General features: G+C 39.2%; 12 protein-coding genes. 2 read left to right on the top strand and 10 right to left on the bottom strand.

The features are described from left to right. Positions 1 to 10 precede the first annotated feature (10 nt). The gene (locus tag ACWPVZ_RS03765; protein ID WP_037600902.1) at positions 11 to 937 is read left to right on the top strand and encodes a metal ABC transporter substrate-binding protein; all 927 of its coding nucleotides are present in this window, start codon (positions 11 to 13) and stop codon (positions 935 to 937) included. Between the two features lie 79 nt (positions 938 to 1,016). Then, positions 1,017 to 1,664, top strand: coding sequence for a metal-dependent transcriptional regulator (locus tag ACWPVZ_RS03760; protein ID WP_454380986.1), 648 nt, complete (start codon positions 1,017 to 1,019; stop codon positions 1,662 to 1,664). Positions 1,665 to 1,714: 50 nt separating this feature from the next. On the opposite strand, the gene htpX is transcribed toward ACWPVZ_RS03760, so the two are convergent. The 10 genes from htpX to ACWPVZ_RS03710 all read right to left on the bottom strand — a co-directional run bounded on the left by htpX (position 1,715) and on the right by ACWPVZ_RS03710 (position 13,146). Continuing rightward, a complete protein-coding gene (gene htpX / locus ACWPVZ_RS03755) occupies positions 1,715 to 2,614 on the bottom strand; it encodes a zinc metalloprotease HtpX (RefSeq protein ID WP_002890638.1) in 900 nt (299 codons plus the stop codon). Position 2,615: 1 nt separating this feature from the next. Further along, on the bottom strand, positions 2,616 to 3,176 hold the full coding sequence (locus ACWPVZ_RS03750) for a LemA family protein (RefSeq protein WP_454380983.1): 561 nt from the start codon (positions 3,174 to 3,176) through the stop codon (positions 2,616 to 2,618). Positions 3,177 to 3,324: 148 nt separating this feature from the next. Next, a complete protein-coding gene (locus ACWPVZ_RS03745) occupies positions 3,325 to 4,326 on the bottom strand; it encodes a DNA/RNA non-specific endonuclease (protein ID WP_454380981.1) in 1,002 nt (333 codons plus the stop codon). 147 nt (positions 4,327 to 4,473) lie between these two features. Continuing rightward, the gene (locus ACWPVZ_RS03740; protein ID WP_454381494.1) at positions 4,474 to 7,305 is read right to left on the bottom strand and encodes a YSIRK-type signal peptide-containing protein; all 2,832 of its coding nucleotides are present in this window, start codon (positions 7,303 to 7,305) and stop codon (positions 4,474 to 4,476) included. 532 nt (positions 7,306 to 7,837) lie between these two features. Continuing rightward, positions 7,838 to 8,773 (bottom strand): Rpn family recombination-promoting nuclease/putative transposase, encoded by a 936-nt coding sequence (locus ACWPVZ_RS03735; RefSeq protein WP_454380979.1) that lies wholly within the window; start codon positions 8,771 to 8,773, stop codon positions 7,838 to 7,840. An 81-nt stretch (positions 8,774 to 8,854) separates the two neighbouring features. Beyond that, positions 8,855 to 10,600: a DUF2075 domain-containing protein gene (locus ACWPVZ_RS03730; RefSeq protein WP_080610404.1), complete on the bottom strand. Its 1,746-nt coding sequence runs from the start codon at positions 10,598 to 10,600 to the stop codon at positions 8,855 to 8,857. Then, on the bottom strand, positions 10,600 to 10,935 hold the full coding sequence (locus ACWPVZ_RS03725) for a nucleotide pyrophosphohydrolase (RefSeq protein ID WP_080610403.1): 336 nt from the start codon (positions 10,933 to 10,935) through the stop codon (positions 10,600 to 10,602). Before ACWPVZ_RS03725 ends, ACWPVZ_RS03730 begins: the two co-directional genes overlap by 1 nt. 114 nt (positions 10,936 to 11,049) lie before the next feature. Then, positions 11,050 to 11,181: a hypothetical protein gene (locus ACWPVZ_RS03720; RefSeq protein ID WP_263970029.1), complete on the bottom strand. Its 132-nt coding sequence runs from the start codon at positions 11,179 to 11,181 to the stop codon at positions 11,050 to 11,052. Between the two features lie 9 nt (positions 11,182 to 11,190). Further along, on the bottom strand, positions 11,191 to 11,958 hold the full coding sequence (locus tag ACWPVZ_RS03715; RefSeq protein WP_080610402.1) for an SDR family NAD(P)-dependent oxidoreductase: 768 nt from the start codon (positions 11,956 to 11,958) through the stop codon (positions 11,191 to 11,193). A 30-nt stretch (positions 11,959 to 11,988) separates the two neighbouring features. After that, positions 11,989 to 13,146: an Mbeg1-like protein gene (locus ACWPVZ_RS03710; RefSeq protein ID WP_080610401.1), complete on the bottom strand. Its 1,158-nt coding sequence runs from the start codon at positions 13,144 to 13,146 to the stop codon at positions 11,989 to 11,991. Position 13,147: the final 1 nt, after the last annotated feature.

Raw genomic sequence — 13,147 nt, 5'->3', positions numbered from 1 at the left:
TGAAAATAATATGAAAAAAATACTATCAACAATAGTACTACTACTTTTAGCGGTAGTTACTCTAACAGCTTGTACCAATAAACAAGGCAGTAACATGGATAAATTACGAGTCGTTACGACCAATTCCATTATTGCCGATATCACCAAAAATATTGCCGGAGATAAAATCACTCTCCACTCTATTGTCCCCGTTGGTAAGGATCCTCACGAATACGAACCTCTTCCTGATGATGTAAAGAAGACCTCACAAGCTGACTTAATTTTTTACAACGGCATCAATTTAGAAACTGGTGGAAATGCTTGGTTTACTAAGTTAGTCAAGAATGCTCATAAGACAGAAAATAAAGATTATTTTGCAGTTAGTGATGGTGTTGAGGTAATTTACCTTGAAGGTCAATCAGAAAAAGGTAAGGAAGATCCCCACGCTTGGCTTAATCTGGAAAATGGGATTATTTATGCTCAAAATATTGCCAAGCAACTGATTGCTAAGGACCCTAAAAACAAGACCTACTACGAAAAGAATCTAAAATCCTATACTGACAAACTTAGTAAACTGGACCAAGAAGCTAAAGAGACATTTAACAAGATTCCCGATGAGAAAAAACTGATTGTCACTAGTGAAGGATGCTTCAAATACTTCTCTAAAGCCTATGGCATACCATCTGCCTACATCTGGGAAATCAATACAGAAGAAGAAGGCACACCAGACCAAATCAAAACACTCGTGGAAAAACTACGCCAAACAAAGGTACCAGCTCTCTTTGTCGAATCTAGTGTCGATGAACGCCCTATGAAAACAGTATCTAAGGATACCAATATTCCTATTTATGCAAAGATCTTTACAGATTCTATTGCTGAAAAAGGGCAAGACGGTGATAGCTACTACAACATGATGAAATATAATCTGGATAAAATCACCCAAGGCTTGAATCAGTAAAAATCTCATCTAAGAAATATTCTGTATTCTTATGATAAATCTGTTATACTAAGGTGAGACTATTTTCAAAGGAAGAGAAATGACACCTAATAAAGAAGACTACCTCAAATGTATCTATGAGATTGGTACTGAAGAAGGTAAAATAAGCAATAAGGAAATCGCAAACCGTATGCAGGTGTCTCCACCTGCTGTGACGGAAATGATTAAGAAATTGATTTCAGAAGACCTCATCATTAAAGACAAAGTCAAGGGCTATCTTCTAACGAAAACTGGTAAAATCAATGTCGCTGAACTCTATCGGAAACATCGTCTCATCGAAGTCTTTTTGGTGGACCACTTGCAATATACTTGCGACCTAATTCATCAAGAGGCTGAAATTTTAGAGCATACTGTCTCTGATCACTTTATCAATGCCCTTGACCGCCTACTCAATTACCCTCAAACCTGTCCACACGGTGGGCAAATCCCCAAGTCAGGTCAGCTCATACAAGAGATTTATGACCAGACTTTTACACAAGACCTAACTCCTGGAGACTATGTCCTTCGTCGAGTTCAGGATCAAATTGATTTACTCCATTATTTGAAGACTGTCGGTCTTAAAATTGGAATACCTTTTACCTTTGAAGGCTTTGACCCTTTCACTCAACTCTACCGACTTCATATTGATGGAAGGGACATCCAAATCCCAGAAGCCATTGCTGGCAATCTTTATATTGAAGCAAACTAAAAAAGCGAGGCTGATGAACACACTTAGAAGTGTCATCAGTCTCACTTTTTTTACATTTGTTTCAAGCGTTCCACCCGTTCTGAAATTGGTGGGTGGGTATAAAAGAGCTTCTGCAAACCAGATTCTTTTTTAGGGTCATTGATAAAGAGGGCTGCGCTAGCATCATCCACGTGATGTTGCATTGGCGCACTATTATCAAGTTTGAGCAGAGCGTTAATCATACCTTGTGGGTTACGTGTCAATTCGACGCTAGAAGCATCGGCTAAAAATTCACGCTGGCGTGAAATAGCCAACTGAACCAAGGTAGCTGCCAAAGGCGCCAGAATAATGGCAATCAAAGAAATAATGAGAAGAATAATTTCCAAACCGCTACTTCCATTACGGTCATCATCATTTCTACGACGGCCTCCACCCCAGAACATCATATTACGAGCCATCCCAGCTAGCATGGTAATGGCAGATGCTAAGGCAACTGCTATGGTAGAGATTCGGATATCGTAGTTGCGAATATGACTCACTTCATGTCCAATAACTCCTTCAAGTTCCTCACGATTCATAACCGCAAGAAGACCTGTTGTAGCAGCTACAGCAGCATTTTTAGGGCTAGATCCCGTTGCAAAAGCATTCATTGAAGGATCATCGACAATAAAGACACGTGGCATCGGTATTTGTGCCACCATAGCCATATCCTCAACAACATGATAAAGGTTCGGAGCGGTTTGTTCGTCAACCTCTCGTGCACCATTCATAGCCATAACGACATTGGTTGATTGGAAAATCATGGTAACGGCATAGATAAAACCAATAACTAAGGCAAGAATCAGACCACCAAAGCCTGAACCTAACCAAAGATAGCCGACACCGTAGCCAACAAGGCCCAACAAGAGGAAAAAGACCAGGAGCAAAAGCCAAGTCTTTCTCTTATTTCGAGCAATTTGATCAAATAACATATTAGTTACCTAGTCCACTGAAATCAACCTTAGGCACAGCTTTTTCTTCTTCTGGTGTTTCAAGGAATTCAGCAGCCTTAAAGCTAAACATTTTAGCAATAACATTGCTTGGGAAGGTTTCCAATTTCGCATTGTAGTTACTTGTCACACTGTTATAAAGTTGACGTGAATAGGCAATTTTATTTTCAGTGTTCGTCAACTCTTCTTGAAGTTGGCTGAAGTTGGCACTAGCCTTAAGATCAGGGTAACTTTCAGCTACGGCAAAGATTCCAGAAACCTGACGAGTCAATTCATCACTGGCACGCATAGCTGCTGCAGGAGAAGTCGCAGCTGCTACTTGATTACGAAGTTCTGCTACTTTTTCAAGCGTTGAACCTTCGTATTTTGCATATCCCTTTACAGTCTCAATCAAGTTAGGAAGAAGGTCATTACGACGTTTCAATTGAACATCAATTTGACTCCATGCCTCCTTAGTCTGCATACGGCTTTTAACCAAGCCGTTATAACTTGCAATAACAAAAATTACAAGAACAACGATAATGGCAATAATAATCCAAATCATATTTTTATTCCTTTCTTGTACTGAAAAAGAGTCAATTAACCTCTCTTTCAAGTATCTTTGATAGTCTCAGTATATCAAATTTTCAGATAAAAGTGGTAAAATCTGAGTCGTTTTACAAAAAAACTGGACAAGATGTCCAGCTTTTGTATTACTCTTTAGACGTGTGTCGTTTACCTTGGGCTAGGGCATCTGCTTCTGTCATTGTAACGACATTTGCTTTGTTGGTATTGCTAGGCATACTGTTGATGTCATACCAATAAACATCTGCTGTACCATGACGCGCCACATAAACTGTTCGACTTTCTTCTTGTGCAGGTTGCACAGGCTCTGGTTCAGAACTTGGTTGTTCAGTCACCTGTGAACTCTCAGAACTAGGCTCAGATGGCGCTTCAGTAAATTCAGTAACCGTATTTGTCGCTGTCCCATCTGCATAATTGATTTCTGCATTTGGTGATTGGTTATCCAAGATAACATGCGTAACTCCCTGACTATCAAGAGTCTCCTTATCTCCACCAAGTTTAATTTCCAAGAGATTTCCAGAACTATCAATACCAACATACTGAAGTTCTACTTGACGAGGCAACAACTCGTCTCCACTGTAGATAGCTGTTACCTTATAGTCTAACCAATAGTTAGGGTGGAGTGCTAGCCAGTTATCCAAGCGATTCTCGTAATAAAGCATACCTGACTGATTACCTTCGTCAGTTCCTTTATAATTTCCAGAATTCAACCAGGCAGTCATAGGTACTAAATTCTTGCCCTCGTCATTGACACCAGAAAACTGATAACCAATCAAATGCCCTCGATTCATTAGCCAAGATTTTGATTTACCGTCACCATAATAAAACTTATAGTTATGCCATCCTACAGGATCATATTTTATTTTACCGGGACGCTTATTCTTCGGCTCGTCCTTATCTTGTAACTGTATATGAGCACTGTGGGCACGTCCTAGCTGGTCCTTCTCCTCCATGACAAACTGCTTTTGACCATTAAAAGCCAAGATACCATTGTTCTCATCCGCTTGAACCACTTGAGAGCTCACAGCCAAAGATTGTTTGCTAGTATCTAATGAAAATCCGGATCCTAAAGTAAATACTAAAAGAAGAAGAGCAAATAAACGAATCCTACTATTTCTTTTTTCTTTCATTGTCTTAACTCCTTAATTTTTTATCACTTTAATTATACAGGACCAAATCAAAGTAGATGATTAAAAATAAAGAATAATGATATTAGCCATCTTAGAACTTGCTTAAAAAAACAAGAAACATCCATTTTATTGGATGCTTCTTACCTATTATTTACCTGCTTTTTTACCTTGTTTTGTAAGGTAAACTGTAGATATACTTAGTGCCGCAGCAACTCCGACAAGAAGGAAGACCGTTGTCGTATTAGACTTACCTTTTTCTTTTGAGGTGCTAGCTTGACTTTCAGAACCCTTAGCAACCTGGTTTGCCTCAGTTGTTTTATCAATACGGGCGACATTCTTAGGTGTCTCATCCTTCTTGCTTTCCGCCAATTCTGACAAATCATTGCTAATCTCTTTAGCTACACCTTCAGAGCTTGTAAGTGATGCTGCTTCTGAGGCTAATGTTTCAGATGCCATAACCGCCATGACTTTACTTGCAATCACATCCACAGATTTCTCATTCAACAGAGAATTAAAGCGAATAGCTTCTGAGGCGAGCTGACTGCTTGTTATAGGGGTTTTTAGGTCATTGTTATAAGCGACCTGACTATTTGGCGAAATGCTGACAACTTCAGATGTACTTGCTGTTGTTGGTGCTTCGGAAACTTTGACGTCAACCTGACTTGTTGAACCTTTTTCAATAACTTCTGAAGAAACCTCGCTTATCGGATCCTTTTGTGTACTTTCTGAAGTTGGAGATTTCTCTGGGCTGTCAGAAGTAATTACTACGTCAACCTGACTGGTAGATGAAGCTACTGGTGTTTCCTCATTCTTTGGTGACTCAGAGGCTGGAGCAGTCGAGCTGGCTTCACTCTTTGGTGACTCAGAAACTGAAGTCTCGGATACTACTTCACTATTGGATGCTTCGGAAACTGGGGTGCTTGATCCTGATTCACTCTTTGGTGTTTCTGATGCTGAAGTCTCAGAGACTGGATTATTGACTGGCTTTGGCTCAGGCTTTGTTGGAGAAACTGTTGAAACAGCTCCAACAATCGTCGCCTTATTGTCAATCGTATTATTTGATAAACGGATTTCTCCATTACCATTGTCACCCATCTCAAAGTTTTTGGTAATCACCGGCTCAGCCAAGGTATTCAATAGCTTATTATCGTAGATAGCAACATTCTTGATTGTTCCACGAACTTGTTGGAAATCAATGGCACCACGATGGAGGTTATAGAGGTCATTAGTTGTCCCTGAACGTAGAATGGTATTGTCATGAATCTTAATTCCAGAATCATTGAGGTCAAAATTGTGGCCTGCAAAGACTGTGTTTACACGGATACCTGCTCCAGCAAAGACGTCCTTGATGAGGTTTCCTGAGATTTCATGACCCTTACCACCAAAAATACCGATACCAGCCGCACGCCAGCCTGATTCAATGGTGTTGTTGAGGAATTTATTATTTTCCTCGGCTGCGGCATTTGTCCCATCTGAAATACTTGACCAGATAGCCAAACCATCATCACCATTCCCACGGATGTTAGAGTTTTTAACCGTTGAATTCTTGGTTCCTTGAGCAAAGTTAATACCATCAGCCAAGTTATTACGGATACGAGCGTTTTCAACAACAAGACCGTCCGTATACTTCATATTTCCCGTCTGGTCGTAATCTCCAATCCACATACCAACTTCAAAATGCTGAACCCAGATATCGTAAATTTTCGAATCCTTACCAAGTGTTCCCGAAATAGCCTTGTACTGTGCATCCTCATTGTAACGAGAGGTTAAGTTGGAATCCATATAAAGATTGCTCAACTCAATACCATTACTGTTATGACCAAAGACAATACCACCACCATAGCGTTTGTCACTTGTGAAGTGTAGTTGCGTATGCCAAACACCGGCACCTGAAATTTTTAGATTATCAGCTTCGATATTAACTTGTTTGTCAAAATTGAAACGTCCTTCTGGAATATAGACAGATTTTCCATTGGCTTTAGCTTCTTCAACAGCCGCAAGTAGGGCAGCTGTGTCGTCACTATCATCATTAGCAGATGCACCCTTATCCACGATACTGATACTATTTTCACTTTGGGCAACTGGCGCTGGAGCCTGTTCTAGCTCAATAAAATCAATACCATAAGGGACATTGTCATCCTTCTTCTTAACGAGAGAAATCTTATCACCAGATTTTAATTGGATATCCTTGAGGAGGAGACGTGTCTCATCAAAACGAAAACGTGCACTTGAGCCATCGATGGCTTGATCATACTCATGGTCACCTTTAAGGTACTGCCATGATGAGTGAGATGACAAATCAAGATTACCAACGCTTGAACCATTAACTTGCACATCCAACTGACCTGATGCACCATCAGGTATTGTATAACGTACATTCAAAGCATTGGCTGGCTCGGTGACATTGAAAGTAACTGCTGCATCTTTTTTAGGAAGCTCGACATAAGTTTGGTTCGTCGCTTCCACGGCCGTAGATTCCATGTCAGTTGACTGTTGGATTGTAGCTCCATTTTCGATAGTCGCATTTTCTGCTTCATGAGTCGTGTAAGGCATTTTGGCACCGTAGGCATCTGTGTTATACTCCTTGCCTTGTCCTTGACCCTCAGTCGCATTGGTTAAGACATTTGCTGACGTTCCTTGATTTTGAGAGGTGCCTGTCTCAATCACTTGATCGATGGTCGGAGTCTGCTCAGCTGCTTGAACAGTCCTTACCTGAGGTTGAGACGGCATAATATTGGCAGGCTGAGAAGCTTGCACACTCTCTGATGCTAGCTCTGAAGTCGCCAACTGAGCTGTTGAAACCGCTTGAGGGGCCTGCGCTTGATTTGAAGCATCAGTCAAGTCACTAATCGATTGTGCCTCGTCAGCCTGAACTGCTTGCCCATTGGCAAGGGCCATGAAGCCAATCAAAGCCGATGCTGCCCCAATGGAATATTTTCGGATGCTGTACTTTGGTTTTGTTTTACTTTCTCTAAACAAGTTAATTCTCCCGATACTTTTTTTCACAATCTCTCCATTTTAGTTTTAAGCTATTCTCGAACTAAAAACAGAGACTCTTAAATATTTGATGTACTTAATGATGCTGTTGTTTCTTTAATCCAAAACAAACCAAAACAAATTATAAGTCATGAGAACACAAAATAAAAGGCTAAGTAATCCATTTTAACAAGGCCTTAACAAAAATGTCATATTAGAAAGTTCAGTTATTCATTTCTAAATTATAGTCTAAAAATGTCGCACAAAAAGGTAATTTCTTTCACGTGTAAGAAAGAGAAAACTCTAAACTTCCATAAAGGCTTATTTAGCAAGATTTATCGGCTAAAACAATCAAATTGTATTAAATCTGTTTTCTCAGATTTATGTCAAACGTTTGACAGTCTTTTTTAATTTTACGATTCAAAGTATTATTTTCCGAATGTTTAAGTATTACAAATGTTAAATACCCAAAAATAAAAAAAGAGACAAAAACTGCCTCTGACTTTTCAAATAAATGTTTATTCCTAACTGATTCTTACGATAACAATGTCTCTAATTCTTCAACCGATAAACCAGTCACATCCGATACTACTTCTAACGACAGACCTTTTGACAGCATCTTACGAATCAGTTCTAGTTGTCCCTCATAACGACCTCGTTCCAACCCTTGTTTAAGTCCACGCTCTAGTCCCTGCTCTAACCCTTTCTCTATGCCTTCTTCACGCGCTTCATCAATTGCTGTTTCCATGGTCATGTCATAATTTTCTTGAATACGTATGCGTTCATCAATCATCGCCTTTTCCTCCTGTGTCCAGCTGGATGAATCCAGTAATGAATCGGCATGCGTGACCGCTCGGCTAGGTGCCTTAGAAAATGGGAGATTTCCAAAGAACTCTAGCCACTGCCGCCCTTCATCCCTGATATGCTTATCTTTATTATACTTATCCAACTCTAAAAAGGCAATCTGAAGAAGGTTCTGCTGTTTCCCATCCTTATAGTAAGCATTCAAAGGCCTCCCCGTCCGACTATTGGCCATCCAATAAGTATTAATCGGGGACTCCTCATCTGGCAACAAGGTCTTCTCCAAGATAGCAATACCATAGACCGGCTCCATCTGCTCATACATCTTATGCGTCTGCCCTTGTTGGCGTAATTGTTGCACATTTTCTACCAGCTGATTAGCCAAATAATAATGAAAACGATTGAGAAAATAATGCTGCTTACGCACCTGAATCTCAATGATAACCTCGGTTCCATCATTCAACTTGGCTCGAACATCCACCGAGGTTGAAAAGAGCTCATCCTCGTCAAAGTCCTTTTTATGAAGCTGTGTCCCCTCCAAAATCTGAGCATCCACAACATCCAAATCCAAAATATCTCGAATAAATGCCACCGTAACCTCAGGCAGGCTAAAAATCTTCTTAGCCATAATATCCAAGGTCGGTGAGACATGCTTATGTCTTTTTTCCATTTACATCTCCTCAACTAAAAATAGAGGGTTGTCCCCTCTACTTCTATTATTCGGAAAAAGTTTTGGAATATGTAAGTTATCTTATTTTATCGCATTTTTTAATGCTTTTTGAAGTTCTTCATCAACTGCATAGACGTATAGGCCATTTACGCCACGTGTCAACAAAACATTTAACTCATTTTTTAATAATGTTTCTCCATAGTTTATCATTTCACCTGTTTCAAGTTTTCTGTTTTGAACAGCGCCTTTATTTTTACTCTTAGTAATATCAAATACGATTTTGCCGTTTCTATATTTCACGGATGGTCCGATAATAACACCAACATAGTTCAAGTCAAATCCTTGAACTGTAAACGTAGAACCTATTTCATTAATTGTTTGAGGTTGTTCTATCCAAGACAATTTTGCATATTTCTTATCTGCCTTTAATTGTTGATTCCAAGGAGCTTTCCAATCATCAATCTCTACAAACCATTTCGGAGTCGCCTGTTTCTTTTTCTCTTCAACAAATGGCCAATCATATGTAGCCACTAATCTAGAAATACCTAATTTTTGATCACTATCCTTTAATTTAATAGCATTTTGCAATTCCAACGGAGAATCAAAACACTTAATATCATATTGATTGTCTTTTTTTAATTCCTTAATTTCACCTTCATCAATAATATTACGAATCCAATTAACAGTTTCAGGATTAGCCTTTATTCTCATTTGATTACGTAATTGAATTAAATTTCCTTCTAGGTTTGCCTCATGTTCTAATTCTAAAAATGTATTATCAGTCCACATTTGAGATTTATTCATAATTTGTTTATCATCATAAACCAAAACAACTACTTTTGACTGCGCTAATAAATCTTTTAAATGATTTCCGCCGAGATATGCTTGATTTTTCGCAGTAAGAAGCAGATGCCCTTCGTCAACTATGACTACTCCAGCCTTGATTTTCTCTTTTCTCAAAGCGTTTAAAAATTGAGTAGGCTTCATCGCTACTTCCAAGCTTGAACCACTATTCCAATTTAATTTTCTTTCAATTTCTTTATATACACTTAATTGGTTGTTATGGTTTACAATAAGATTAATGTAATTATTATCTTTAATAAATGAAATATCATCAGAATTCAATAAATCATCTACCAAAGAACTCATTAAAACCGTCTTCCCTGCACCTGCTTCTCCTTTAACTAGAATAAGTGTCCCCTCTTCATTTTTACTAATTGAGGCACTTATTTTATTAATAATACTATTTTTAGCTTCAATTTGTTCTTCTGTCAATTTATGAAACGGAGATGCTTTGAAAATTGCTGAATTTCGAACAATACTCTCAGCAGGAAATAAATACTTATTTCTCTTTCTTAACGAATACCAAATTTTAAGAAAAATTGAATCTAACTCATCAGATGTATAATACTCATTTTGAGGATTTTCTTTTCTATTATGTACTCTTTTGACATTTTCAACACTTGATAAATAAAGCATCAAACGATTTTCTATATCTAGAGTTAACGACTTATTAAAATGATTGTGACCAATTACAAACATCTTCGTTGTAGAAGATGTCGCAAAATCTCTCCAATCATCTCTATCGTCTTTTTTTATATCATCAATTAAGTGTTGGCTAGTTCTCCGAATTATATCAGTTGTTTCTCCAACATATACACTAAATTGATTCTTGTTTTCATCATTAACAATGTAAACTACCGGATAATCAAATAGTAATTTTCTTTCATTTTTGTGCTCACTATATTTAAGTTGATTTTTAAGATTTACGAGAGAGTCGCTTGCATACTCTATTTCTCTTACAATTGGACTTTTTACTTTAACCATTATTTCTCCAATTCAGTATATTTTTTATTGTTACCCTTACTTAATTCTATAGGATATTTTTTTGTATTTATTTCAATTTTTTCTTTTATAATATCCTCAACATCCAAATTTAAATTATCTGCCATCATCAAAGAGTAAATCAATACATCAGCAAGTTCTTCCTTAATTTCATTAAGTGAGCTCTCTACAACTTCCTCTGAGTTTTTCCATTGGAACAACTCAAGAAGTTCACTTGCTTCTAGTGATATGGAGATAGCTAAATCCTTTTCATTATGAAATTTACGCCAATCCCTATCATCTCTAAATTGATTGATTCTATTCATTAATTTCTTCATTTTGTTACCTCAAAACTGTCGTAATCCCTTACATTATAGCATTTTCACAGTTTCTTTCATAGTTTTGGGAAAATTCGAACAAAAAAACACAGCTTGGTGCCGTGTTTTCATTATCTATTTACGAACCTTTTCCTGAATGAGTTTTTCCACTCTTTGGTAACTGGCTTCAATTTCTTCCTTGCTAAAGAGTTTTGTTTGTAAGTCTTCCCAGCTACTGCCGATGGCTGGATTAGTGTGATTCTTCATAAGCTTCTCCTAGTCTTCCTCTCTATGAATGGTAAACCCTGTGGCTTGTTGGTTAGCCATGATAGTCATGTCCGAAATTTGGACGCGTCGTGGTTGCTTGGTGACGTAGAGAACTGCGTCCGCAATATCTTGGGCTTGCAAGGCTTCTAACCCTTGATAAACCTTGGCTGCCTTGTCCTTATCACCGTGAAAGCGAACTTGAGAGAAGTCTGTCTCAACGATACCAGGTTGAATGGTCGTCACCTTGATATCTGTAGCAATGGTATCGATACGCAAGCCATCGCTGAAAGTTTTTACTGCGGCCTTGGTAGCTGAATAAACGGCTGCCCCTGCGTAGGCATAGATGCCCGCCGTAGAGCCCATATTGATGATATGGCCCTCATTGGCGGCAACCATGCTTGGCAAAATCTGACGTGTCACCATCATCAAGCCCTTGACATTGGTGTCGAGCATGGTCAGCATGTCCCACTCCTCATAGTCTTGATAAACTGTTAGACCTAGTGCCAGACCTGCATTATTGACCAAGACATGGACTTGACCTACACTTTTGAGAATGCCTTGGCAAACATCCTTGACCATGGCCATATCAGTGACATCCAGGGCAAAGGTCCAAACTTTTTGATTTGGATAGGTTGCTTGGAGCTCTTCTTTTAGAGCTTCTAAGCGCTCCACACGGCGACCTGTTAGGATGAGATTTTCTCCTTCTTCGGCAAAGGCACGCGCAGTTGCTTCCCCAATTCCTGATGTTGCTCCTGTAATCAATACGTTTTTAGGCATAAAATTCTCCACTTCTATAATCTGCTGTCTCTAATCGTTGTTGGTTAATTCACTCAACTTCTTGATAAAATCAGGAAGTTCTAGCTTGGGCAGACTAGATTTCTTATTTCCCGACTTCCAAAATATCCAGAGTAACTGGTTGAAACCGTCTTGAAGGACCTTCTTTTGTTGGTCCGAGAGATTGCCGAATTCTTGCAAGAGTTGACCTAGCTTAGGAAGGGTTTTGATACCAATATCATCCAGACTTTCAATTCCAGAATCAAGAATGGTATCAAAGAACAAGTCACAAACCTGCTTGAGTTCTTGATTAGGCAAGGTCTCAATCCATTCTTGGAAGGTCTCTTTTAAGCGTTGACTCAGGTCTGTCGGCTGGTCCACATAAACAAAATCATTTGTTTCCAAGTCAACCTGCCAAAGCAAGACATTGTGTTGAGCGATGCCTATGCCATCTGCTGCTACGAGCTTTGCGACCTTGTCCCAGTAGAGCATGACTCCCACAACTGATTCTTGAGGTCTGATAACCGTCATCTTGGCTTTCAACTCTTGGTAAGAAGGCTTCTCTAAGAGGGGCTTCATCAAGCCCGGAGAATCAAGAAGCAAGAGCTCTGCTATTTGCTCACGCAAGACAGTCGAACTCTGAACAGCCGAATAGAGGGCAAGATTGCCACCCTTGGAGTGTCCAGAAACAGCGATATGACCACTGAGGTTTGGCAAGTGCTTCTCCAGAAAGGCCATAGCTGAGCGATGCGCAGGAATTTCCCGACTGTAGGTCAGTTGAAAATCCTCCTTCCAACCAATAACGCTATCATCTGTCCCACGAAAGACAATCTGCTGGTAGTCCAATTCAGGCAAGCTGAAAATCATAGCCGCAAACTGCTTTTCCACTTCCTTGTCCAAGACACTACAGTAGTCACTTAGATTAAGTCCAGCGAAACGCCTAGACCTGACCATGGCTTCAGCCAAATCTACCCGTTCCTTAGTCACCATGAAGCTGTAGTCTGGATTTAAGTCCTTCCCTTCAGCATAGTCATGTAAATTGATGGTTTCCTTCAAATCACTTGCTGAGAGCCATTTTTCATAAGTCAGGTAGCCAATTTCATTGATGCAAACCTTATCCAAGATATTAAGAGGCTCTTGGTCGAAAGGCAAATCCTTAACCTTATCAAGATAATCGATTAAATGGGACATC

The sequence above is a fragment of the Streptococcus sp. Marseille-Q6379 genome (genome assembly GCF_965119505.1).
The sequence above is the reverse complement of the archived record's forward strand: the minus strand, read 5'-3'. Positions and strand labels throughout refer to the sequence as shown.

Bases quoted from the DNA above. Each gene is read 5' to 3' on its own strand.
- ACWPVZ_RS03765 (WP_037600902.1), top strand. From the start codon at position 11: ATGAAAAAAATACTATCAACAATAGTACTACTACTTTTAGCGGTAGTT.
- ACWPVZ_RS03760 (WP_454380986.1), top strand. From the start codon at position 1,017: ATGACACCTAATAAAGAAGACTACCTCAAATGTATCTATGAGATTGGT.
- htpX (WP_002890638.1), bottom strand. From the start codon at position 2,614: ATGTTATTTGATCAAATTGCTCGAAATAAGAGAAAGACTTGGCTTTTG.
- ACWPVZ_RS03750 (WP_454380983.1), bottom strand. From the start codon at position 3,176: ATGATTTGGATTATTATTGCCATTATCGTTGTTCTTGTAATTTTTGTT.
- ACWPVZ_RS03745 (WP_454380981.1), bottom strand. From the start codon at position 4,326: ATGAAAGAAAAAAGAAATAGTAGGATTCGTTTATTTGCTCTTCTTCTT.
- ACWPVZ_RS03735 (WP_454380979.1), bottom strand. From the start codon at position 8,773: ATGGAAAAAAGACATAAGCATGTCTCACCGACCTTGGATATTATGGCT.
- ACWPVZ_RS03730 (WP_080610404.1), bottom strand. From the start codon at position 10,600: ATGGTTAAAGTAAAAAGTCCAATTGTAAGAGAAATAGAGTATGCAAGC.
- ACWPVZ_RS03725 (WP_080610403.1), bottom strand. From the start codon at position 10,935: ATGAAGAAATTAATGAATAGAATCAATCAATTTAGAGATGATAGGGAT.
- ACWPVZ_RS03720 (WP_263970029.1), bottom strand. From the start codon at position 11,181: ATGAAGAATCACACTAATCCAGCCATCGGCAGTAGCTGGGAAGACTTA.
- ACWPVZ_RS03715 (WP_080610402.1), bottom strand. From the start codon at position 11,958: ATGCCTAAAAACGTATTGATTACAGGAGCAACATCAGGAATTGGGGAA.
- ACWPVZ_RS03710 (WP_080610401.1), bottom strand. From the start codon at position 13,146: ATGTCCCATTTAATCGATTATCTTGATAAGGTTAAGGATTTGCCTTTC.